General features: G+C 60.1%; 22 protein-coding genes. 9 read left to right on the forward strand and 13 right to left on the reverse strand.

Annotation, left to right across the window (positions count from 1 at the left end; genetic code table 11):
• Nucleotides 1–171: 171 nt before the first annotated feature.
• Complete coding sequence (locus tag ACM110_RS23790) at nt 172–1,245, forward strand: diguanylate cyclase (RefSeq protein WP_416129694.1); 1,074 nt, start codon at nt 172–174, stop codon at nt 1,243–1,245.
• Nucleotides 1,246–1,767: 522 nt separating this feature from the next.
• Here ACM110_RS23790 and ACM110_RS23795 read toward each other — a convergent pair.
• From ACM110_RS23795 to ACM110_RS23805, 3 genes are all read right to left on the reverse strand, one after another.
• The gene (locus ACM110_RS23795; protein WP_338581683.1) at nt 1,768–2,637 is read right to left on the reverse strand and encodes an oxaloacetate decarboxylase; all 870 of its coding nucleotides are present in this window, start codon (nt 2,635–2,637) and stop codon (nt 1,768–1,770) included.
• Nucleotides 2,638–2,797: 160 nt separating this feature from the next.
• Nucleotides 2,798–3,832: an arginine N-succinyltransferase gene (gene astA / locus ACM110_RS23800; protein WP_416129695.1), complete on the reverse strand. Its 1,035-nt coding sequence runs from the start codon at nt 3,830–3,832 to the stop codon at nt 2,798–2,800.
• A 61-nt stretch (nt 3,833–3,893) separates the two neighbouring features.
• Nucleotides 3,894–4,910 carry an arginine N-succinyltransferase gene (locus ACM110_RS23805; protein ID WP_416129696.1) on the reverse strand — a complete coding sequence of 339 codons (1,017 nt, stop codon included), beginning with the start codon at nt 4,908–4,910 and terminating at the stop codon, nt 3,894–3,896.
• Nucleotides 4,911–5,306: 396 nt separating this feature from the next.
• Here ACM110_RS23805 and ACM110_RS23810 point away from each other — a divergent pair, with 396 nt between their 5' ends.
• Nucleotides 5,307–5,879: a histidine phosphatase family protein gene (locus ACM110_RS23810; RefSeq protein ID WP_416129697.1), complete on the forward strand. Its 573-nt coding sequence runs from the start codon at nt 5,307–5,309 to the stop codon at nt 5,877–5,879.
• Nucleotides 5,879–6,634: a precorrin-6A synthase (deacetylating) gene (gene cobF / locus ACM110_RS23815; protein ID WP_416129698.1), complete on the forward strand. Its 756-nt coding sequence runs from the start codon at nt 5,879–5,881 to the stop codon at nt 6,632–6,634. The genes ACM110_RS23810 and cobF overlap by 1 nt, the downstream gene beginning before the upstream one ends.
• A gap of 8 nt (nt 6,635–6,642) precedes the next feature.
• Here the strand turns inward: cobF and ftrA are convergent, their stop codons facing one another.
• The gene (gene ftrA, locus ACM110_RS23820; protein ID WP_416129699.1) at nt 6,643–7,617 is read right to left on the reverse strand and encodes a transcriptional regulator FtrA; all 975 of its coding nucleotides are present in this window, start codon (nt 7,615–7,617) and stop codon (nt 6,643–6,645) included.
• 101 nt (nt 7,618–7,718) lie between these two features.
• Between ftrA and ACM110_RS23825 the strand changes: the two genes are divergently transcribed.
• Nucleotides 7,719–8,153, forward strand: a complete 435-nt coding sequence (locus tag ACM110_RS23825) for a rhodanese-like domain-containing protein (RefSeq protein WP_416129700.1) — start codon at nt 7,719–7,721, stop codon at nt 8,151–8,153.
• A gap of 94 nt (nt 8,154–8,247) precedes the next feature.
• Here the strand turns inward: ACM110_RS23825 and ACM110_RS23830 are convergent, their stop codons facing one another.
• The gene (locus tag ACM110_RS23830; RefSeq protein WP_416129701.1) at nt 8,248–8,880 is read right to left on the reverse strand and encodes a type 1 glutamine amidotransferase; all 633 of its coding nucleotides are present in this window, start codon (nt 8,878–8,880) and stop codon (nt 8,248–8,250) included.
• Nucleotides 8,881–9,199: 319 nt separating this feature from the next.
• On the opposite strand from ACM110_RS23830, the gene ACM110_RS23835 reads away from it, so the two are divergent.
• From ACM110_RS23835 to ACM110_RS23845, 3 genes are all read left to right on the forward strand, one after another.
• The gene (locus tag ACM110_RS23835; protein WP_416129702.1) at nt 9,200–9,979 is read left to right on the forward strand and encodes an ABC transporter substrate-binding protein; all 780 of its coding nucleotides are present in this window, start codon (nt 9,200–9,202) and stop codon (nt 9,977–9,979) included.
• Nucleotides 9,980–10,110: 131 nt separating this feature from the next.
• The gene (locus ACM110_RS23840) at nt 10,111–11,223 is read left to right on the forward strand and encodes a succinylglutamate desuccinylase/aspartoacylase family protein (RefSeq protein WP_416129703.1); all 1,113 of its coding nucleotides are present in this window, start codon (nt 10,111–10,113) and stop codon (nt 11,221–11,223) included.
• A gap of 182 nt (nt 11,224–11,405) precedes the next feature.
• A complete protein-coding gene (locus tag ACM110_RS23845; protein ID WP_416129704.1) occupies nt 11,406–12,122 on the forward strand; it encodes an alpha/beta hydrolase in 717 nt (238 codons plus the stop codon).
• A gap of 3 nt (nt 12,123–12,125) precedes the next feature.
• Here ACM110_RS23845 and ACM110_RS23850 read toward each other — a convergent pair whose 3' ends face one another.
• The 5 genes from ACM110_RS23850 to ACM110_RS23870 form a co-directional block, all read right to left on the reverse strand.
• Nucleotides 12,126–12,698: a hypothetical protein gene (locus ACM110_RS23850; protein WP_416129705.1), complete on the reverse strand. Its 573-nt coding sequence runs from the start codon at nt 12,696–12,698 to the stop codon at nt 12,126–12,128.
• Between the two features lie 108 nt (nt 12,699–12,806).
• Complete coding sequence (locus ACM110_RS23855; RefSeq protein ID WP_416129706.1) at nt 12,807–13,133, reverse strand: putative quinol monooxygenase; 327 nt, start codon at nt 13,131–13,133, stop codon at nt 12,807–12,809.
• Between the two features lie 28 nt (nt 13,134–13,161).
• Nucleotides 13,162–13,836, reverse strand: coding sequence for a glutathione S-transferase family protein (locus ACM110_RS23860; protein WP_416129707.1), 675 nt, complete (start codon nt 13,834–13,836; stop codon nt 13,162–13,164).
• Nucleotides 13,837–13,918: 82 nt separating this feature from the next.
• Entirely contained in the window at nt 13,919–14,836 is a 918-nt protein-coding gene (locus tag ACM110_RS23865) for a DMT family transporter (RefSeq protein ID WP_416129708.1), read from the reverse strand.
• A gap of 56 nt (nt 14,837–14,892) precedes the next feature.
• Nucleotides 14,893–15,690 carry a hypothetical protein gene (locus ACM110_RS23870; RefSeq protein ID WP_416129709.1) on the reverse strand — a complete coding sequence of 266 codons (798 nt, stop codon included), beginning with the start codon at nt 15,688–15,690 and terminating at the stop codon, nt 14,893–14,895.
• A gap of 245 nt (nt 15,691–15,935) precedes the next feature.
• On the opposite strand from ACM110_RS23870, the gene ACM110_RS23875 reads away from it, so the two are divergent.
• Nucleotides 15,936–17,255 carry an Nramp family divalent metal transporter gene (locus tag ACM110_RS23875; protein WP_416129710.1) on the forward strand — a complete coding sequence of 440 codons (1,320 nt, stop codon included), beginning with the start codon at nt 15,936–15,938 and terminating at the stop codon, nt 17,253–17,255.
• A 226-nt stretch (nt 17,256–17,481) separates the two neighbouring features.
• Here the strand turns inward: ACM110_RS23875 and ACM110_RS23880 are convergent, their stop codons facing one another.
• The 3 genes from ACM110_RS23880 to ACM110_RS23890 are packed head-to-tail and all read right to left on the reverse strand — an operon-like array spanning nt 17,482 to nt 20,075.
• Nucleotides 17,482–18,663 (reverse strand): acetyl-CoA C-acetyltransferase, encoded by a 1,182-nt coding sequence (locus tag ACM110_RS23880; RefSeq protein WP_416129711.1) that lies wholly within the window; start codon nt 18,661–18,663, stop codon nt 17,482–17,484.
• Nucleotides 18,664–18,674: 11 nt separating this feature from the next.
• The gene (locus ACM110_RS23885) at nt 18,675–19,340 is read right to left on the reverse strand and encodes a CoA transferase subunit B (protein WP_054051104.1); all 666 of its coding nucleotides are present in this window, start codon (nt 19,338–19,340) and stop codon (nt 18,675–18,677) included.
• Nucleotides 19,341–19,376: 36 nt separating this feature from the next.
• Nucleotides 19,377–20,075, reverse strand: coding sequence for a CoA transferase subunit A (locus ACM110_RS23890; RefSeq protein ID WP_150771363.1), 699 nt, complete (start codon nt 20,073–20,075; stop codon nt 19,377–19,379).
• A 236-nt stretch (nt 20,076–20,311) separates the two neighbouring features.
• On the opposite strand from ACM110_RS23890, the gene ACM110_RS23895 reads away from it, so the two are divergent.
• On the forward strand, nt 20,312–21,214 hold the full coding sequence (locus ACM110_RS23895) for a LysR substrate-binding domain-containing protein (protein ID WP_416129712.1): 903 nt from the start codon (nt 20,312–20,314) through the stop codon (nt 21,212–21,214).
• Nucleotides 21,215–21,376: the final 162 nt, after the last annotated feature.

Below are 21,376 nucleotides of genomic sequence, written 5' to 3' on the forward strand. Positions count from 1 at the left end.
GTCCAACCTGTTCTTCATGTATAGCCAATCATGGCGCCCGCGTATTGTGTCTATGTCCGGGTATTCAGCCTGCCAGCCGGTGATGGCTATTTAACGTTGCCCTGATAGACTTCGAGCACACCTCGCAACCTTCGGTGTAATCAGGTTCCGTTCTGTGGTGCAGAGGTCCCAATGGGAAACGTGGGAGGAAAAGGACTTTCACTGGCCAGGAGGCTCTACGCATCGCGTGCCCTCGGCCTCGTTCTGGGTTTGCTGTGCGTGAGTGCGGCGATGTACCCGCTGAATCCGGCGCCCTGGGTCTGGGGCGTGATGCTGTTCAACGGCTTGCTCTGGCCACATCTGGCCTATCAATGGTCACGACGTGCCGCCAGGCCATACCACGCCGAACACCGTAATTTGCTGGTAGATGCCTTCATGGGCGGCTTCTGGGTTGCCGCCATGCAATTCAATCCGCTGCCCAGCGCTACCACCATTTCCATGATGGCAATGAATAACGTAGCCATCGGTGGCTTGCGTTTTCTGCTGGCGGGTACGGCCGCGCAGATTCTCGGCATCGGTGTCGGATGGCTGATCTTCACGCCGCTGTTCATTCCTGAAACCAGCCAACTGCAGCTGTACGCCTGCCTGCCCCTGATGTGTTTTTATCCGCTGGCGTTGGGCCTGATCTGCTTTCGCCAGGCCCATACCCTCGGTCGGCAAAAGCGTGAGTTGCTGGCTCTGAGCCGCACCGACAGCCTGACCGGCCTGCTCAATCACGGCGCCTGGAAGGACCAACTGGAAGTCGAGTTCCAGCGCTGCCAACGCCAGCCGCAGGGCGGGGCGATTGCGCTGATCGACATCGACCATTTCAAAAGCATCAACGATACCTACGGCCATGTCGCCGGTGACATCGTGTTGCGGCAATTGAGCAAGATACTCAGGCAGAACCTGCGGGCCACTGATGTCGCCGGGCGTTATGGTGGCGACGAGTTCTGCGTGATCCTGCCGAACCTGCCCCTGGGTAGCGCTGCCGCTGTCATGGAAGCCCTGCGGGAGCGCTTCGCTACGCTGGGCTATGAGCAGAGTCCGGCGCTGAAGGTTAGCCTGAGTATTGGGCTGGCGGCGTTCAACCCAAGTCACACGGATGCCACTCGGTGGCTCAACGATGCTGATCAGGCGTTGTATGAGGCCAAGACCAATGGTCGAAATCGGGTTATCTGTTGTGGGGATGGTCGGCCGGAGCATGAACTGCTTGATTCGGTTTGATCGCTGCTCGCTATAGTTTGTTGATTGTGTACATATCCGTTGCTGCGGTAACGGCGGCTTATGGTTTCGCCCTTACGGCGAGTCCCTTTTGTCAAACGCCCGGAAGCCGGCCCAGCCAAAAGGAACCAAAAAGTCTCGCCCCTTACGTTCGGCCCCTCGCTAAGGCTCGGTGTTCCTTCGCTCCGGCATTCATCCGGGGGCATCGCCTACGGTCTGCTTCGCGACGACCTCCTCTCGATGTGTGCGGCTTCGCCGCACGGCGCTACGCGCCTGCCCCCCGGATGAACGCCTCCACTCAGCCTGCCGAGGGGGCGGGTGGATCAAGAGCGGCAGGCGAGCTAACGCTCGGCCTGTTGAGTGGTGAAGAGCATAAGTGCACCCCAAACCACTGTGGGAGCTGGCTTGCCAGCGATGGCGGCCTGACAGCCGACCTGATTTCTACGGATGTACCCAATCCAACTGTAGGAGCGAGCCTGCTGGCGATGGCGTCGTGTCAGACGACAGAGGGTTGCTGGCTGCCCATCACTCCTTAACGTGCATGAACTCCTCCGCCCAACGAATGTATTCCTCAGGCTGCGTGTAGGTATGGGTCAGTTCTGTCGCGTTCAGGTCCGCGGCCTGGGTGAAGATCTGCCGTTGTTCGCGCAGGCTGTCGTACGTCGCCTTGATCGCGGCGAAGTAGGCGCCATGGCCATCGATGACGACGCGCACGCCCAGTTCGGCCAGGCGTTGGTCATCACGCAATAGCGGATTGCCGTAGGTCACCAGCATCAGCGGCACGCTCAGGTGTTCGGCGATCTGTTCCAGATGGTCGAAGTCCTTCACGCCCACCATGCAAATCCCGTCCGCGCCGGCGGCTTGATATTGCTTGGTGCGGCTGATGATTTCCTGGACCGGCAGAATCCCTGCGTGGGTGCGGGCGATGATGGCCATTTCCGAGTCGCAGCGGGCTTCCAGTGCCGCGCGGATCTTGCCGACGCCTTCGGCGACGGTGATCAGGTCGGTGGATTTGCGGCCGAATTGCGCCGGCAGCAGGGTGTCTTCGATGGTCAGGGCCGCCACGCCGGCACGTTCGAGCTCGACGATGGTGCGCATCACGTTGAGTGCATTGCCGTAGCCATGGTCGGCGTCGGCAATGACCGGCAATTGGGCGACACGGCCGATACGGGTGGCCTGCTCAGCGAATTCGCTGAGGGTGATCAAGGCGAAGTCAGGGGCGCCCAGCACCTGCAACGATGCCACCGAACCACCCAGGATCCCAACCTCAAACCCAAGGTCGGCGGCGATGCGCGCCGACATCGGATCGAAGACCGATGCCGTGTGATAGCAGGTGTTGGAGGCGAACAGTTGACGAAAATTGCGGCGTAAATCTTGATGAGACAGCCTGGACATATGGGTTCCACCAATGGAAATGGAAGGGCTTGAGCAAAAGTGTCAACGCCGAAAGTGTAAAAGGCTATCACGTAGGGAGGTGGAGAATGATGACGAATTTAGCGCAATTTCTGCCTTTTTGATCCCGGTAATACTGCGTGCCGCGTACTCACGTGAACGGTCAGGCCGCCACCGCCTGCTGTTGTTGGTTGAGCAGCGGCACGGCCCTAACAGAATCACCAGGCTGTAGCTGCAAGCGTTTGGCCGTCAGGCGATCGACGATCAAACTGCGACCCGATTGTCGGGCCGGCACCGCGGTGATGCGACAGTTTTCCAGGCGGCGGTTGTAGACCAGCCATGTCGGCGCCTGGTCGTCCGGGGTGCCAATGGCCAATTCCAGCAGTTGACTGTCGCGCACCGTGCGGATGCCCGAGGTAGGCGCCTCGATGACCGGACCCGCATCGAAGATGTCGATGTAGCCCTTGTGCGCAAAACCCTCGGCGGCAAGGATTTTCAAGGCTGGCTCGCTGTTCGGATGAGGCTTGCCGATGACGGCCTGGGCCTGTTCGGTGAGCAGGCAGGTGTAAATCGGTTGGCGTGGCATCAGTTCGGCGATGAAGGACTTGTTGCCCAGCCCCGACAAATGATCGGCATGACTGAAATCCATCTTGAGAAAATGCCGACCCACGCTGTCCCAGAAGGGTGAACAGCCTTGCTCATCGGCACTGCCGCGCAGTTCGGCGATGAGCTTTTCGCCAAACAGGTGCGGGAACTCCGCTACAAACAACAAGCGACTCAGGGACAGCAATCGACCGTGATTGCCCAGGCGTTGATCGGGGCGCAAAAACAATGAGCAGAGTTCCGATTGACCGGTCATTTCATTGTTCAGGAACAAGGTCGGAATGTGTCGCTGGATACCCAGGTCCGCTGATGAACTGACTGTCAGCCCGACCCGGTAGTTGTACCAAGGCTCGCGCAAGCCGACGGCCCCCGTCAGGGCACTGACGCCGATCACTTGCTGATCGTCGTCCTCGAGGACAAACAGATAATCGGCATCGGCGCGTTCGACCTGTTCGGCGAATGTTCTTTTGGCCCAGCGCAGGCGGTGGGCCAGGCGGTTTTCGTCGGCCGACAGGCTGTTCAATGCGCGGTCTACTTGTTGCACCAGCGTGAGCAAGGCAGACAGGTCAGTGACCTGAACCGGGCGAACAATCATGCAGCAACTCCTTTTGCGCGCCTGCTCAGGCGTTGTGATCGGGCACGGGCCCACAAGGTGCTCACAGTGCGATCAGCCGGACGGGACTGCCATTGCTCACCCTCAGCGCAGTACACATCCCGGCGTCCAGGGTCACCGATTGCCCGGCAACATCGTCCAGATCAGCAACGATGGCGCGGAAATTTTCCAGCGAATCGTTGCTTACCAGGTATCGGCCGCGGGCATCAATGGTTGAGCCGGGGGTTGCCGAAGCCGTGTGGCTTCGCGCGATGGAACGGATCCCGGCGGTGCGTGCATACAGCGTCGGGCCGCCATCGAACAGGTCGACATAACTGTTGGTTTCGAACCCCTCGCGCTCCAGGATATCGAAGGCTTCCTGGCCATCGGGGTGGATGCGACCGATGCAGTCCTGCGCGGCCTGGGGCAACATCGGTACGTAAATCGGGTATTGCGGCATCAGTTCGGCGAGAAAGGTCCGGCTTTCCAGGCCGCAAAGCCGCTCGGCCTCGACGTAGGGCAGGTCGAAGAAATGCTTGCCCACGGCGTCCCAGAATGGCGAGTGGCCGTCGTTGCTGCTGTAGCCGACGATCTCGGTAATCACCGCATCGGAAAACCGTCGGGCATGGGCCGCGATGAACAGCAGCCTGGCCCGTGACAACAGTTCGGAGAACGCTGTGCGCTCCAGCGCGGCATCGATGTGAAAGCCCCGCAGCAAGGTGTGGCCGCTGAGGTCATGACACAACGACAGCGCTGGTACGCCATGCTCGATGTTGAGCTCCCGCGAGGCACTGTTGAAGTGGCGGTTGCGCAGGCTGTAAAACGGTTCGCTGAAACCGGCGGTGGCGAGTATTTCCGAGCAGCCCGCCAGTTTTTGAGTCGTCGAGTCCTCCAGCACAAAGAAGTAATTTTCCGGGCCGGGGCTCTGCACGTGTTGTTCGAACGACGTGCAGGAGTCGAGAATCTTGTCGCGCAGGCGTTCGCTGTCGTCCGGCAAGGACGTGACGCCCACCAGGCTTTCGCGAGCCAGTCGCTGCAATTGGGGCAAGTCGGTTAATTGCACTGGACGCAAGACCAGCATGGATGCACTCCTGTATCAAAGGGCTCGGCAACAGGTGCCGGGCAAAATGCATACGGCATTGCGTGCGAATCAGCAAAATCGGTGATTGAGTCTTGGCATGAAGGCATCCGGGCTCCTGCTGGATGGTGGGGGTCATAATCCGTTGAAAGGAGTATTTAGTTAAGGCGCACAACATGTCTAGTTAATTTTCGTGCGGTGTTTCAACGCCCGGCCATGGGGTGAAACAGGGCTACGGGCAAGTCGACTGAGCTTGTAGGTTATCGCCTAAAGTGTGGTCGGACGTGGCTGTACTTGGTGGATGAAATGCCTCGGCGAATCAGGGCCGCTTACGGCACAATTGCGCGATGGCTGGCGCCGCGGCGCCGTTTTTCCTTTCTATCGACAGAGTGATCCTTCGTGCAGGCGACCCGTTTGACCTTGATGTGCCACGCTCGAACCGTCGCACAGAAACTGGCGCGTTTTCCTACGGATGAGCCATTGGAGATGGATTGGCAGTCGGCGAGGGGCGTGCGCAGTACCCAATTCAAGCTCCCGCCGAAACTGCTGTGTGGTCCGGAACGGCGGGCCCGGCAAACCGCCGAATTGTTCGGCAGCACCGTGGAAATTGTCGAGGCCCTCAGGGACTGCGATTTCGGCCGCTGGAGCGGGGTTCGGATCAACGATCTGCAAAAAGCCGAACCTGAATTACTCCAGTCCTGGCTTGCCGACCCGAATTCGGCGCCCCACGGTGGCGAATCAATGGCGCAAGTCACTGAGCGGGTGAGCGCCTGGCTGGCGACACTGGAGCCTGCACCCGGTCACGTCGTGGCCGTGACCCATCCGTTCATCATCCGTGCCGCGCTCACCACGGTGCTGGGAAGTTCGGCGTTCAACCTGATTGATGTTGAACCGTTGTCGGCCATCGAACTGAGGTTCAATGGATACTGGCGGCTACGTTTGCCGGGCACTGACCCTGAAGGAACACTTTGATGAAAAAACTCCTGATTATCGGCATCGGTGCTGGCAACCCCGACTACATCACGATGCAGGCGGTGAAGGCGCTGAATCGGGTCGACGTGTTTTTCCTGATGGACAAGGGCCAGAGCAAAGACAAGCTGATCGACCTGCGCCGGGAAATTTGCGAGCGGTACATCACCGATCACGATTACCGCTTCGTCGAAGCCCAAAGCCCGGAACGCCAGCGTGGCGATGTGGACTACACGTCCAGTGTCGACGATCTGAACCTGGCCAAGCAGCGGACCTTCGAACGGCTGATCATCGAGGAAATGTCCGACGAGCAGTGCGGCGGTTTTCTGGTGTGGGGTGATCCGGCGTTGTACGACAGCACAATCCGTATCTTGAACGCGATTCTGGCCTCGGGCGCGTGTGCGTTCGAGTTCGAGGTGATTCCCGGTATCACCAGCGTGCAGGCGCTGACAGCGCAGCACAAAGTGCCGCTCAATCAGATTGGCCGCTCGGTTGAAATCACCACCGGACGGCGTCTGGCGGCGGGACAGGTCAGCGATGCGGACAGTCTGGTGGTGATGCTGGATGCGCAGGATGCCTACCATCAGGTGGCGGATCAGGACACCGAGATTTACTGGGGGGCTTACCTCGGGACGCCGGATGAAATCCTGATCAGCGGCAAGCTCAAAGTTGTGGCGGATGAGATCGAGCGAGTGCGCAAGGCGGCGCGGTTGGCCAATGGCTGGATCATGGACACCTATTTGCTGCGCAAGCCCTGAACAACACCTCAGGAAATAGCCTTGACCTTGCGCCCGAACCGTTCCCGATACACCGACGGTGGCACGCCGACTACGCTGCGAAACGCCACGCGGAAGCTTTCCACCGATCGATAACCACAGCGCTGCGCGATCTGCTCGGTGTTTTGATCGGTGCTTTCCAGCAGTTCGCGGGCGCGACCCAGGCGTTCGTGTTGCAGCCAGGTCTTGGGCGACTGGCCGCTGGCCTCACTGAAGCGGCGCAGGAAGGTGCGCTCGCTCATGGCCGCTTCACTGGCCAAATCACGCACTTCCAGCGGTTCATGCAGACGTTCACGTGCCCACTGCATAACGCGGGAAAGATCGCTGCGCGGTGTAGGACTGACCGGTGTCGGAATGAATTGCGCCTGGCCACCGGTGCGTTGCGGTGACATCACCAGTCGCCGCGCCACGGCATTGGATACCTGCGTACCGAAATCCCGTGTGACCAGATGCAGGCAAGCGTCGATGCCCGCCGCGCTGCCGGCCGAGGTGATCAACTGTCCCGAATCGACGTACAGCACATCCGGGTCCACCAGAATGTTCGGAAAGCGTTCGGCCAGTTCCGTGGTGTAGCGCCAGTGCGTCGTGGCGCCATGACCATCGAGCAATCCGGTGGCCGCCAGCACGAACACCCCTGAACAAATAGACAATAACCGCGCACCTCGGGCATGGGCCTGGCGCAGCGCTGCAAGCAACGCTTCGGGCACCGCCGCATTGCGATCACGCCAACCGGGAATGATGATGGTCCGGGCATGTTCGAGCAGCTCCAGACCGCCATCGGCCAGGACCTGGATGCCGCCCATCGCGCGCATCGGTCCTTGATCGACCGCGACAATTTGATGCTCGTACCATGGGAAATCGAACTCGGGTCGCGGCAGGCCAAAGATCTCCACAGCGATGCCGAACTCGAAGGTACAGAGGCCGTCGTAGGCCAGAATCGCGACCAATCCAGGGGATGATTGCATTTGGCGGAAAGTTCCCGGTGAGTGTCTTGTGCGCCACTGTAGCCGCAAGTGCCAGGCGGATAAAGTCTGTTCACACCCACTGACACTCTGGAGAACTGCCCATGACCAGCCTTGTTCGCGAAATTCCTGCCGCCCCATCGGCCATCGCCCTGATGCATTTCAGCAACCGTCTTACATTCGAAACCGATTGTTCCGACGTCCATGGCAGTCAACAGGCCGGTCTAATCGACTTTGTCCTGGTTGACGTGCGCGGCCCGTTGGCATTCGAACGTGGCCATGTACCGGGTGCGATCAATCTTCCGGGGCGCTTGCTCACTGCCGAAGGTGTGGCGGCCTACCCGAAAACCAGCCTGTTCGTGGTTTATTGCGCGGGGCCGCACTGCAACGGCGCCAACAAGGCTGCGGTGAAACTGGCGGCGTTGGGCTACCCGGTCAAGGAGATGATTGGCGGCGTGACCGGGTGGCTGGATGAAGGGTTTGAGCTGAGTGTCACGGCGCAACGCCCGGTGAAAGCCGTGATCGGTTGCGAGTGTTGATGTAACCGAAAAGATCGCAGCCTGCGGCAGCTCCTACATTGAAATGCGTCCTCCTGTAGGAATTGCCGCAGGCTGCGATCTTTTGATCTGGCTTTTAAATTTTCACCCACCACTGATCCAGCGTCGCCTGCAACCAGTCAAAAACGGCGGTATAGGCGGCGCTGTCCTGCGTCCCTCGAGGCAGCGGCGACTCATTGGCGAAGTGCTGGTTGAGCAGGGCCACCGATTCGGCATCCCATTCCGGGTGAAACTGCAAGCCAACCCGTGTCGGTCCAACGCAATACATCTGCTGTTCACACTGCTCGCTGCTGGCCAACAGTTGCGCATTCGGCGGCAGGTCGATGGCGTCTTCGTGCCATTCCAGCACCTTCAGGCTCTGGCCATCGACGAAGTTCACCTGCGTCCAGCCAGTTTCCGTGCGCGCCATGCGCCGCACATTTCCACCCAGGCTCAACGCCAACAATTGCGCGCCCAGGCAGATGGCGAACACTGCGGCGCCTTGTTCGAGGCAGCCTGCCAGCCATTGGCGTTCGGCCTCCAGCCATGCCGGCCCGGCGTTGGACTCATACGGCCCACCCAACAGAATCGCCGGTGCCGCGCTCACCGCTGGCAACTGACCGAGGTCGGCGCGAAAGACGTTCAGCTTCACTCCACGGGTAGCGGCCCACGCGGCAATGGCGCCCGGACCCTCGGCAGGGTGGTGCTGAATCAGGTTCAACTCGGACATCGTGCTTCTCTTGGACGGGCGGGGTGGGTGGTCAATGTGCCGCAAAAAAGAGCTCATCGCCAGCATGACTGTTCAGTCGGAATGCTCCCAAAATCTTGTAGGTTTTTTCCGAAAACGATAATTGTCTGACAGGCTTTGCACCGCTCTGGCACACGCTTCTACGGCAATCATCGGCTCGGCCAGTTTCTATAAGTATATGTCGCCTGAAAACAATTTGCCCCGCACCAGCCACTCTAGACTGCCGGCCTCTTCGGTCCTTACCCGCCACAAGCAACGACCGAAAGCTGCCAATAAAAACCTCCGCACACAGGAGTTATAAATGAAGAAGCTAGTGATGTTCGGTGCCCTGGCACTGTCGATGTTGTCCCTGACCGCCGTGGCCGAAGACGCCAAGCCGATCCGCATCGGTATCGAAGCCGGTTACCCGCCATTCTCGATGAAAACCCCTGACGGCAAGCTCACCGGTTTCGACGTTGATATCGGCGACGCGCTGTGCGAGCAGATGAAAGTGAAATGTACTTGGGTCGAGCAAGAATTCGACGGCCTGATCCCGGCGCTGAAGGTCAAGAAAATCGACGCCATCCTGTCGTCCATGACCATCACTGACGATCGCAAGAAGAACGTCGATTTCACCATCAAGTACTACCACACGCCGGCGCGCTTCGTGATGAAGACAGGCACCGACATCAAAGACCCGCTGACCGAACTCAAAGGCAAGAAGGTCGGTGTACTGCGCGCCAGTACCCACGACCGTTTCGCCACCGAAGTACTGGTGCCGGCCGGTATCGAGCTGGTGCGTTACGGCTCCCAGCAGGAAGCCAACCTGGACATGGTTTCCGGTCGCATCGACGCGCTGCTGGCTGACTCGGTCAACCTGGACGACGGTTTCCTGAAGACCGACGCCGGCAAAGGCTTCGCTTTCGTCGGCCCGACCTATGAAGACGCCAAGTACTTCGGCGGCGGCGCCGGTATTGCTGTGCGCAAGGGCGACAAAGAGCTGGCGGACAAATTCAACACCGCCATCACTGAAATCCGCGCCAATGGCAAGTACAAGCAAGTGCAGGACAAGTACTTCGACTTTGACGTTTACGGTCATTAATACGCCGTAGGTGTAGGAGCTGCCGCAGGTTCGGGCCGCGTTCGGACGATCTTTTGATCTTACTTTTCAAGGTCAAGAGATCGCAGCCTCGTTTCACTCGACAGCTCCTACGGAAAAACTGGAGTTCTCCCATGCAACGCATTGACCATCCATTGCCCTGGAGCCACCTCGGCAGCGAACGCACCCTCAGTGTGTTCCGTTTTGGCGCGGGCACACGCAAGGTCTACATCCAGGCCAGTCTGCATGCCGACGAATTGCCGGGTATGCGCACCGCTTGGGAATTGAAGAAGCGTCTGTCCGATCTCGAAATTCAGGGGCAGTTGAACGGTGTGATCGAACTGGTGCCGGTGGCCAACCCGATCGGTCTCGATCAGCACTTGCAAGGCAGTCACATGGGCCGCTTCGAACTGGGCAGCGGCAAGAATTTCAACCGCGCGTTTGTCGAACTCAGTGCACCGGTAGCGCAGTTGGTGGGTGATCGTCTGGGCAGCGATGCCGAGGCGAACATCGCGCTGATCCGTCAGACCATGGGCCAGGTTCTCGACGGTTTGCCGGCCCCGGCATCACAACTCGAAGCCATGCATCGCCTGTTGCTGCGCCATGCCTGTGAAGCTGACATCACCCTCGATCTGCATTGCGATTTCGAAGCGGCGATTCACATTTACGCGCTGCCGCAACACTGGCCGCAGTGGCAATCCCTGGCGGCGCGTTTGCAGGCTGGCGTGGCGTTGTTGTGTGAGGATTCCGGCGGCAGTTCTTTCGACGAATCCTGTTCTTCGCCGTGGTTGCGTCTGGCCAGGGCGTTCCCTGAGGCGGCGATTCCACCGGCGAACCTGGCGACTACTCTGGAACTGGGCAGCATGGGCGACACCCGGGTTGATCAGGCCCAAGCCAATTGCGAGGCAATTCTGGGCTTTCTCGCCGAGCAGGGTTTCATCAAGGGCAATTGGCCGGCAGCGCCGGATGAGTGCTGTGAGGGCATGCCGTTTGAAGGCACCGAATACCTGTTCGCGCCGCATCACGGTGTCGTCAGTTTCCTGCGCGAAGCCGGGGAGTGGGTGGAGAAGGGCGATGCGCTGTTTGAGGTGGTCGACCCGTTGAGTGACAAGGTCACCACCGTACGTGCCGGGACTAGTGGCGTATTGTTTGCAATTGATCGCGGGCGTTATACGCAGCCGGGGACCTGGCAGGCGAAAGTGGCGGGGCGCGAGCCGATTCGGGTTGGGAAGTTGATCAACGACTGACCGACAATTTTTGCTATCTGGTCTGGCCTCATCGCCAGCAAGCTGTGCTCCTACGGAACAACGCCAATCCTGTAGGAGCGCAGCTTGCTGGCGATAGCGGTAGTTGGCACAGCGAAAATTCCTCGGCCAGCTTCACAGTGTTAGGCTCTTCCCCGAATCCTGCGCATTGTGAAGGAAGGCTTATGTTGAAATTTCTGGCTCTGTTCATGCTGCTGGCATCCGCCGCTGTCCACGCTCAAACCCCGCTGCAAACCGACCTGCCGCTCAAATACCTGGAGCAGGCACCCTCCGATTCCCACGATCAGCCCCTGGTGATTTTTCTCCACGGTTACGGCAGTAACGAGCAGGATCTGTTCGGCATCAAGGATGAATTGCCCGCGCAATACACGTACCTGTCGGTGCGGGCGCCGATGGTGATACAGGAGGGGAGTTATCAGTGGTTTCGCAAGAAAGGCGAAGGTGCCTACAACGGTGAGACCGATGATCTGAAATCCAGCGGCCAGGTGCTGCTGGATTTTGTCGTACAGGCAACAAAGAAATATCACACCGAGCCGGGCAAGGTTTTCCTGGTGGGGTTCAGCCAGGGCGCGATCATGTCTTACGAAGTCGCGCTGCGCCATCCCGAAGCGGTGGGCGGGATCGCCGCGTTGAGCGGGCGGATTTTACCGGTGCTCAAGGCCGAATTGAAACCGGATGAAAAACGCCAATCGCTGGCGATTTTCATCGGTCATGGCACGGCGGACAAACGTCTGCCATACAGCGACGGCACGGAGGCCAACAGCCTGTTGCAGAGCATTTCACTCGAACCCGAGTTCCACGCCTACCAGGGTGTCGGCCACAACATCAGTGCCGAAGAAATGCAGGATTTGAGCGCCTGGTTGCAGCGCCTCAATCCCTGAGATTTATTTGCCGCTGACGATCTGCTTGATCAGCGTCTCGTGGGCGGCCATGTCGCCGGGGCGGGAAATGACCTGAATGACCGTCATGTGGCTGCCGGACGCGGCCATCAGCGTGGTGTTGAGGGTCATGCCGCCGCCCTGGGTGGCGGTGCTGTCGACCTGGCGTACGCCCAGCCCGGTGCTTTTGAGGGTCAGGCTTTTTTCGCTGAGCTTGTTGTAATCGGGCAGGGCCTTGCGTTGCGCTGCGTCGAAGTCGGCCACGGTGCCATCCAGAAACGCGCCGTCATTGTCCTTGACCGTGGTGCCTTCCGGCAGACTGTTTTGCGCAGCGATGACCACTGTCTTGGTGGTCTCGTTGGCGTACATGGTGCCGCTTGCGCCGGTGGGACTGGTCGGCAGCGGATTGGCGACGAAGCCCTTGGGCAGAGTGAACGTGAACTTGCCGTCGAGCATCGAGACCTTCTGTGCCGATGCGGTCTCCTTGGCCGTGGCCTTGGCGGCCTGCGCATTCAGAGCCCCGAAAGTGGCCGCCGCCGCCAGTAACAGGACAACGGCTTTTTTACTCAACAGTGACATTCGAAATCTCCAGGGATGGTCGCGCGGTGGGGGGCGATCATCCCATGGAGGTTGTGACGTGTTCCAGCGTTGGGTAACGGACGGTCGTTGTCCGTTGCCGAGCCAGCCTCAATCTTCGCGACGCACCGGATAGCTCTCGATCACCTCCAGAAACTCGATCCGACGTTCGCTTGCCAGCAACTCCGGCAGCAATTTTTCGTACTCCTGGCGATACGGCTTGCTCAGGTGACGAGCGATGAAGTCTTCCTTGCTGCAGTTCCAGGTTTCGTAGAGCACCAAGGTGTTCGGTTCGTCCTGGAGTTGATGCACCCAGGTGTTGACGAAGTCCGGCTCGGCCGACATCTGGTGCACTACGTCCAGCAGTCGTTCTTTGGTTTCGGCGAAACGCTCGGGTTTGGCCGGCAGGTAAACGATAAACGCGACTTGATCACTCATTTCATCACCTTCCTGTATTGGGAATGGCTTACTGGGCCTGGTTTTGCGGGAACAGGTTGCGACGGGTTTCTTCGTCGAATTCGGCCTTGAGCACCAGTTTCTCTTTCAGACCCTGAGCGCGTTGGGCCGCCGGGCGGGCGCTGATTTCGTCGAACAGGCGCTTGACGTTCGGGTAGGCCGCCAGACCGTTTTCACCGAGGATGTACGGCGCGTAGTTGGCCCAGCCCCAGAGCGCCATGTCGGCGATGCTGTAGGTGTCGCCCGCCAGGTACTGGTGTTCGGCCAGGCGTTGGTCGAGGACGCGGTAGTGGCGTTCGACTTCCTTGAAGTAGCGGTTTTTCGCGTACGGCAGGTCTTCCGGCGCGTGGTGCATGAAGTGTACGGCCTGGCCGGAGAACGGCGAGAGGCCGGTGGCGATGAACATCAGCCAGGACAGCAACTCGGCATTATCGGCAGCGCTGGTGGGCAGGAAACGCTGATGTTTTTGCGCCAGATGCAGCAGGATCGCCTGGGAATCGAAGACCGTGGCGTCGCCATCGACCAGCGCCGGGACCTTGGCGTTCGGGTTGATCGCCAGGAAGGCTGGCAGGTGTTGCTCGCCCTTGAAGGTGTCGACGCCGATCAGCTCATAAGGCGTTTGCAGTTCTTCAAGCAACAGGGCGACTTTCATCGGGTTCGGCGAAGGGTGGAAAAAGAATTTCATGGTGTAGGCCTCAGTGGTTAGTGGTTTGAACTGAGGCTGATGGTGGGCGAAACCTGTTCGATTGACGTACGGAGTTGTTGGGTTACTCGTGCGAAACCATCGAAGGTGTTGTAGGGGATTTAACCGACGGTTGCGCGGTGGCGATCACCGCGCCGGCGATAATCAGCAGCGCAGGAATCATCAGGATCGGGCTGGCATGGCTGCGGCCGACGACGATCAACAACACCGTGGAAATCAGCGGAGCCAGGTAGGACAGCGCGCCCAGCGTGGCCAGGCTGCCGTGTTTGGTGGCGTGGTCCCAGGCGAAAAATGCCAGCCCCGCCGGGCCGAGGCCCAGAATGACGATCGCAGTCCATTGCCTGAAATCGGGCCACACCGTGGTTTCGAACGCCAGATGGCAGACCAGCCCGCCCAAGGCCGACATGCCGCAAATGCCGCCGATGATGCTGCTCGGTACTTCCTTGAACCGCCGGTTGAACACCGAGTACCCGGCCCAGATCAGCGCACATCCGAGCGCCGCCAGATACCCGGCCACCGGCATCACGGCGGAGGTATGGGTATCGCGTTGCTGCATGATGAACGCGGTGCCTGCCAGACCCAGAATTGCACCGAGGACTTGGCGCTTGTGCAGTTTTTCTCCGGCGGCGAAGGCCGAGAGCAGCACCAGCAGCAGGGGCCACAGGTAGTTGATCAGGCTGGCTTCGGCTGCCGGCGCGGACTTGAGCGCGAAAAAATACAGCGCGTGATAAACGAAAATTCCGACAAACCCTGTCGCCCAGACGGGCCAGGGTTGGCGCCAACTGCTGAAACCGCTGAGCCCGCGCCGACCCAGAATCATCAAGGTCGCGATAAACGCCACGCCGAAGCTCAGGGTCAGCAGTTCAAACGGTGGAATGCCTTCGGTGAGGGTGGTCAGCAACGCCAGGCAGGACCAGAGGAAGATCGCGATCACGCCGACCGCGGTGGCGGAGCGGGCACTACGGACGCTGGACGTGGCCATGTCTGTTCCTTCAGGTGTTGAACGGGCGACTTCCTTGCCCGATGACCTGTTGCAGCTTAGCGCTTGATCGCGGTTCGTCCAGCGTCCGCCGGAGCCTGGCCGACGGGCCGGGCCAGCAGGCGTTTGGTCACGCCCAGCATCGCCACCGACACCGCTACGCCGACGGCAAACGCACTCATCCCCATGCTCGGCAATGTCAGCGCCAGGACCAGGCAGAATGCCGAGAACGAATACATGCCGGTGGCCGTCGCCCGCAGCAGGGCAGCGGTAAACGCCGGGCCACGGGTTTGCTGGGAGAACACCGCCATCACGCTGCCAAGCACCGGAAACACCGCGAGCAGCCCGCTCCAGCGATCGCCGACAGTGCTGGCCAGCAGGGTGACGGCCAGGGTCAGCAGGGCGCCGGCGACCATGCGCAGCAGCAGTTTGTCGGACTTCGGTTTTGGACCGGAAACGATGGGTTGCACCGCTGGGAACAGGTAAGGCGCGGCCAACAGCGCGGTCGCGGCGGCGATCATCGAAAACACCAGTGATGGTGGAACCAACGACAGCACCACGGCGATCACGGCCCACACCAACAGGGAAACCGTCAGCGCCAGTGGCCATCCGGTGCGTTGGGCGACCTGCGCGTAAGTCACGCAGAAAGCGATCATCGCGAACATGGCCGACAGCGCTGCCTGGGCTGATTGCGCGGCGAACAGTTCGCCCTGTTCGATGGCGAGGAAAAACAGAATCGGCCCGACCACCACCGGCAACCCCGACAACCAACCGGCCACGCTTGGCCCCCAACGTTTACCGGCCAGGGAAATCAGCAGCAGGAATCCGGGAATCACCAGCAGTTTGAGCATCAGCACGCGTACATCTCCAACCTGTGTCAGGTGGCAACGTTAGCACTGCGGGAGGTGGATTGCTCTATATGTGTCGAAGTTTTGTATACAAAGTAGGGGCTGCCGCAGGCTGCGATCTGTTGATTTTCAGCCATTTCAAATGTGCCGAGAATCAACATCAAAAGAGCGCAGCCTGCGGCAGCTCCTACAGGGTGTTGTGTGTTCCTCGAAACGTCTAAGCTGCGCCTTCCCACCTGTTGATGGATCATCGCGTGAAATTCAGTTTGCCCAAAGTCGGCACTGCGCCGTTCTGTCCGCCGGAAGTGGCGGGTACCGTTGCTGTCGACCCGAGCGCGTCATTTTTCAAACGGGTCCTGCGTTTTGCCGGTCCCGGTTTGCTGGTGTCCATCGGCTACATGGACCCGGGCAACTGGGCGACTGCCATCGAGGCCGGGTCGCGGTTTGGCTATAGCCTGTTGTTCGTTGTGCTGTTGGCGAGTCTGGCGGGAATGGTGGTGCAGTGCCTGTGTTCGCGGTTGGGCATCGCCACCGGGCACGATCTGGCGCAGTTGTGTCGGCAGCGCTACAGCAAACGGACAGCCCGCACGCAGTGGGTGCTGGCGGAAATTTCGATCATTGCCACTGACCTCGCCGAGGTGCTCGGCTGTGCCCTGGCATTCCATTTGTTGCTGGGCTGTTCGCTGACTTTCGGCATCGCCCTCACGGCGTTCGACACCTTGCTGGTGTTGGCACTGCAAAACCGTGGCTTCCGTCGACTGGAAGCGATCATGCTGGTGCTGGTGGGCACCATTGGCGCGTGTTTTTTCGTCGAGTTGCTGCTGATCAAACCGTACTGGCCTGAAGTCGCCCAAGGCTTCAAGCCATCGCTGTCGGCCCTGAGTGATGCCGCGCCGTTGTATCTGGCCATCGGCATTCTCGGTGCGACGGTGATGCCGCATAACCTCTACCTGCACACCTCGATCGTACAGACGCGATTGATCGGCAAGGACATCGCCAGCAAGCAGGACGCGGTGAAACTGGCGCGCATCGACACCATCGGCTCCCTGGCTTTAGCGCTGTTGGTCAACGCCGCGATCCTGATCCTCGCCGCCGCGGCGTTTCACAAGAGCGGGCACACCGAAGTGGTCGACATTCAAGACGCCTATCACCTGCTCGATCCGCTGGTGGGCGGGGCGTTGGCCAGTGTGTTGTTCGGCGTGGCGCTGCTGGCTTCGGGACAGAGTTCGACCTTCACCGGCACCATCGCCGGCCAGGTGATCATGGAGGGTTTCCTCGACCTGCGGCTGCCGTGCTGGCAACGGCGTTTGATCACCCGCGGCCTGGCGCTGATACCTGCATTTATTGGTGTGTGGCTGATGGGCGACGACGCGGTGGGCAAGCTGTTGGTGCTGAGTCAGGTGGTGTTGAGTCTGCAGCTGCCGTTTGCGTTGTATCCGTTGATTCGCATGACCAATGATCAGAAGTTGATGGGGCCGTTTGTGAACCGGTTGCCGACACGGGTATTGGCGTGGGGGTTGTTTGTGGTGATCAGTGGGGCCAATAGCTGGTTGATTCTGCAGTTTCTCGGGTGAATCGTCAGGCCTCTTCGCGGGCAAGCCCGCACACAGTGATCGGCGGTGTGGCGCCGTTTTGTGAACGATGCAAAACCCTGTGGGAGCGAGCTTGCTCGCGATGAACGATAACGCGGTCTACGAAAAAAACGCAGACAAAAAGAACCCGGTGCGACGTGAGTCGCACCGGGTGTTTTTCCAGGCTGCGGCGGTTATTCGTGGGTCCCCGCGCAATCTGTTGAACGCGTTACGCTCGTTCGAGCGCCAGGGCGACGCCTTGACCGCCACCGATGCACAGGGTGGCGAGGCCTTTCTTGGCGTCACGCTTGATCATTTCATGCAGCAGGGTCACCAGCACGCGGCAACCCGAGGCACCGATCGGGTGCCCGAGGGCGATGGCGCCGCCGTTGACGTTGACCTTGTTCAAGTCCCATTCCAGGTCCTTGGCCACGGCCAGCGATTGCGCGGCGAAAGCTTCGTTGGCTTCGATCAGGTCCAGTTGACCGATGTTCCAGCCAGCCTTGTCCAGGCAACGGCGAGTGGCCGACACCGGGCCGATGCCCATGATCGCCGGGTCGACGCCCGCGTTGGCGTAAGCGGTGATTTTTGCCAGTACCGGCAGGCCCAACGCCTTGGCTTTTTCGGCGCTCATCAGGATCACGGCGGCGGCACCGTCGTTCAGCGACGAAGCGTTACCGGCAGTCACCGAACCGTCCTTCTTGAAGGCGGCCTTGAGTTTGCCCAGGGATTCGGCGGTAGTGCCGGCCCGTGGCTGCTCGTCGGTGGCGAAGGACAGCGGATCGCCCTTGCGCTGCGGAATCAGGATCGGGGTGATTTCATCGACGAAGCGCCCGGCTTCGATTGCAGCCACAGCCTTCTGCTGCGAAGCGGCGGCGAATGCGTCCTGCTGCTCGCGGCTCAGGCTGTACTTCTCGGCCAGGTTCTCGGCGGTGATGCCCATGTGGTAATCGTTGAACGCATCCCACAGGCCATCGCTGATCATGGTGTCGACGATTTGCGCGTGACCCATGCGCAGGCCGGTACGGGCGCCGGGCATGACGTAGTTGGACAGGCTCATGTTTTCCTGGCCACCGGCGATGATCACGTCAGCGTCGCCGCAACGAATCGCCTGAGCGCCCAGGTGCAGGGCCTTGAGGCCGGAGCCGCAGACTTTGTTCAGGGTCATCGCCGGCACGGCGAACGGCAGGCCGGCCTTGATCGAAGCCTGGCGCGCAGGGTTTTGCCCGGCGCCGGCAGTCAGCACTTGGCCCATGATCACTTCATCGACTTCAGCCGGATCCAGGCCGGTTTGTGCCAGCAACTGACGGATTACCGCAGCGCCCAGGTCGACGGCAGAAACATTGGCCAGGGAGCCCTGGAAACTGCCGATCGCGGTGCGCGTGGCGGCAACAATGACGACTTCTTGCATGGAATGATTCCTCACTGGGCAGCGAACTGCATTTCCGGCACGTGGTCCGGCACGATCAGTTTACCGGCGGTCTTGGCGACAATCTCTTCAACGCTGACACCCGGTGCACGTTCTTTCAGGATGAACGCGCCGTTTTCGATTTCCAGATAGGCCAGGTCGGTCAGTACGCGCTTGATGCACCCGGCGCCGGTCAGCGGCAGGCTGCATTTGGACAACAGCTTGGACTCTCCATCCTTGGAGGCGTGGGTCATGATGACGATGATGTTGTCGGCGCCAGCCACCAGGTCCATGGCGCCGCCCATGCCTTTGACCAGTTTGCCGGGAATCATCCACGAGGCGATGTTGCCTTCGACATCCACTTCGAACGCACCCAGCACGGTCAGGTCGACGTGGCCACCGCGGATCATCGCGAAGGATTCGGCCGAGGAGAAAATCGAAGCGCCGATCCGTGCGGTCACGGTTTGCTTGCCGGCGTTGATCATGTCGGCATCGATGGTTTCTTCGGTCGGGAAAGGACCCATGCCGAGCAGGCCGTTTTCCGACTGCAGCATGACTTCCATGCCTTCGGGGATGTAGTTGGCGACCAGGGTCGGGATGCCGATGCCCAGGTTCACGTAGAAGCCGTCCTGCATTTCGCGGGCGACGCGTTGAGCCATTTGTTCGCGGGAAAGTGCCATTGTTGTTATTCCTTCATTCGGTCCGGGGGCAGGGGATCACTTACGTACGGTGCGCTGTTCGATGCGCTTCTCGAACGTGCCGCAGATGATCCGGTCGACGTAGATGCCAGGGGTGTGGATCTGCGCCGGGTCCAGCTCGCCGGGTTCGACGATTTCTTCGACTTCGACCACGGTGATCTTGCCGGCGGTGGCGGCCAGCGGATTGAAGTTCTGGGCGGTGTGGCGATAGATCACATTACCGAAATGGTCGGCTTTCCAGCCTTTGACGATGGCGAAGTCACCGGTGATGGACTCTTCCATCAGGTACTTGCGGCCATGGAATTCGCGCACTTCCTTGCCTTCGGCAACCGGGGTGCCGACGCCGGTGGCGGTGAAGAAGGCCGGGATGCCGGCGCCGCCTGCGCGCATTTTTTCAGCGAGGGTGCCTTGCGGGGTCAGGGTGACTTCTATTTCGCCTTTGAGCAGTTGCTCTTCGAATAGCTTGTTTTCGCCGACGTAGGAGGCCACGACCTTGCTGATCTGGCGGTCGGTCAGCAGCACGCCGAGGCCGAAACCGTCGACGCCGCAGTTGTTGGAAACGACGGTGAGGTCGCGGGTGCCTTTGCGCTTGATCTCGGCGATCAGGTTTTCCGGGATACCGCACAGGCCGAAGCCGCCAGCGATCACGGTCATCCCGTCTTCAAGACCTGCCAGAGCTTCCTCGTAGGAACTCACGCGCTTGTCGAAACCTGCCATATGCACCTCTTTTATTCTTTGTGGGCGGCTGGCTAGCCGTGTGGGGTTGAGTGTCTCGCCGCAAGATTCATTTGTTAAGTTGATTTTTAATGTTGATTGATAGATAAAGCTCAATAGTACGTAGGAGCTGCCGTAGGCTGCGATCTTTTGATCTTGTTTTTGACAGAGTTGTAGTCGCCGAAGATCAAAAGATCGCAGCCTTCGGCAGCTCCTACAATAGCCGGGAGAAGCCGAGTATGACCGTCAAGCAGATCCGCGCCTTTCTGGCCGTGGCCCAGAGCCTGAGTTTTGCCGTGGCTTGCGAGCGCCTGCACCTGTCACAATCGGCACTGAGCCTGACCATCAAAGCGCTGGAGGAGGGCCTGGGCGGGCGCCTCTTCACGCGCAATACGCGCAATGTGGCATTGACTGCCGAGGGCGAATCCCTGGTGCCGCTTGCGCGCCGCTTGATTGCCGATTGGGACAACGCCGAAGACGAACTGCGTCAGCGCTTCACCCTCCAGCGCGGCCGCGTGACCCTGGCGGCCATGCCGTCGTTCGCCGGCAACCTGTTGCCGCCAATCCTCAAGACATTCCGCGCCCGGTATCCGAAAGTCAACGTCACGGTCAACGATGTGATCAACGAGCAAGTGCTGGAAATGGTCCGCGATCGCCAGGTGGAGCTGGGCGTGGCGTTCGAGCCGACCCAGAGTTCGTCGCTGCAATTCACGCCGCTGTACATCGACCGCTTCGTCGCGGTGGTGCCCCATGATTCGCCGCTGGTTGAGCTGGACGAAATCGACTGGCAGACTTTGCTCAAGGAGCCGTTCATCACCTTGCAGCGGCCGTCGACAGTGCGGGTGATGCTGGAAGAACACTTGCAGGCGCGGGGCATGAAGCTGCCGGTGGAGTTTGAGAGCCATCAACTGGCGACGGTCGGGCGGATGGTCGCCAGCGGGTTGGGGGTGAGTGCGGTGCCGGCGTTGTGTGCCGGGCAGATGCGCGAGCTGGGGGCGCGCTGCATTACGTTGCGTGACCCGGTGGTGGAGCGGGCGCTTGGGGTTTTGACGTTGCCGGGGGGAGAGCTGTCGGCGGCGGCGCAGGCGTTGTTTGATGTGCTCAAAGAGGAAAATCTCGGCCAGCGAGTTTCCATGAACTGATCACAGTTCCCCTGTAGGAGCTGCCGCAGGCTGCGATCTTTTGACTTTTCAAAATCAAGATCAAAAGATCGCAGCCTGCGGCAGCTCCTACAGGGATTTGGTTTTGTTAGTTGTTCAGGCGTTGGGGCAATAACGGAAGCAGCTGCTCACACCACCCCTCGA

The organism is Pseudomonas sp. NFX98 (assembly GCF_047784845.1).
Taxonomy (GTDB): Bacteria; Pseudomonadota; Gammaproteobacteria; order Pseudomonadales; family Pseudomonadaceae; genus Aquipseudomonas.

Excerpts from the sequence above, each read along its gene's own strand:
- ACM110_RS23835 (WP_416129702.1), top strand. The coding sequence starts at position 9,200 with ATGAAGAAGCTAGTGATGTTCGGTGCCCTGGCACTGTCGATGTTGTCC.
- ACM110_RS23895 (WP_416129712.1), top strand. The coding sequence starts at position 20,312 with ATGACCGTCAAGCAGATCCGCGCCTTTCTGGCCGTGGCCCAGAGCCTG.
- ACM110_RS23830 (WP_416129701.1), bottom strand. The coding sequence starts at position 8,880 with ATGTCCGAGTTGAACCTGATTCAGCACCACCCTGCCGAGGGTCCGGGC.
- ACM110_RS23805 (WP_416129696.1), bottom strand. The coding sequence starts at position 4,910 with ATGCTGGTCTTGCGTCCAGTGCAATTAACCGACTTGCCCCAATTGCAG.
- astA (WP_416129695.1), bottom strand. The coding sequence starts at position 3,832 with ATGATTGTTCGCCCGGTTCAGGTCACTGACCTGTCTGCCTTGCTCACG.
- ACM110_RS23840 (WP_416129703.1), top strand. The coding sequence starts at position 10,111 with ATGCAACGCATTGACCATCCATTGCCCTGGAGCCACCTCGGCAGCGAA.
- ACM110_RS23865 (WP_416129708.1), bottom strand. The coding sequence starts at position 14,836 with ATGGCCACGTCCAGCGTCCGTAGTGCCCGCTCCGCCACCGCGGTCGGC.
- ftrA (WP_416129699.1), bottom strand. The coding sequence starts at position 7,617 with ATGCAATCATCCCCTGGATTGGTCGCGATTCTGGCCTACGACGGCCTC.
- ACM110_RS23825 (WP_416129700.1), top strand. The coding sequence starts at position 7,719 with ATGACCAGCCTTGTTCGCGAAATTCCTGCCGCCCCATCGGCCATCGCC.
- ACM110_RS23855 (WP_416129706.1), bottom strand. The coding sequence starts at position 13,133 with ATGAGTGATCAAGTCGCGTTTATCGTTTACCTGCCGGCCAAACCCGAG.
- ACM110_RS23880 (WP_416129711.1), bottom strand. The coding sequence starts at position 18,663 with ATGCAAGAAGTCGTCATTGTTGCCGCCACGCGCACCGCGATCGGCAGT.
- ACM110_RS23890 (WP_150771363.1), bottom strand. The coding sequence starts at position 20,075 with ATGGCAGGTTTCGACAAGCGCGTGAGTTCCTACGAGGAAGCTCTGGCA.
- ACM110_RS23885 (WP_054051104.1), bottom strand. The coding sequence starts at position 19,340 with ATGGCACTTTCCCGCGAACAAATGGCTCAACGCGTCGCCCGCGAAATG.
- ACM110_RS23845 (WP_416129704.1), top strand. The coding sequence starts at position 11,406 with ATGTTGAAATTTCTGGCTCTGTTCATGCTGCTGGCATCCGCCGCTGTC.
- cobF (WP_416129698.1), top strand. The coding sequence starts at position 5,879 with ATGAAAAAACTCCTGATTATCGGCATCGGTGCTGGCAACCCCGACTAC.
- ACM110_RS23860 (WP_416129707.1), bottom strand. The coding sequence starts at position 13,836 with ATGAAATTCTTTTTCCACCCTTCGCCGAACCCGATGAAAGTCGCCCTG.
- ACM110_RS23795 (WP_338581683.1), bottom strand. The coding sequence starts at position 2,637 with ATGTCCAGGCTGTCTCATCAAGATTTACGCCGCAATTTTCGTCAACTG.
- ACM110_RS23850 (WP_416129705.1), bottom strand. The coding sequence starts at position 12,698 with ATGTCACTGTTGAGTAAAAAAGCCGTTGTCCTGTTACTGGCGGCGGCG.
- ACM110_RS23790 (WP_416129694.1), top strand. The coding sequence starts at position 172 with ATGGGAAACGTGGGAGGAAAAGGACTTTCACTGGCCAGGAGGCTCTAC.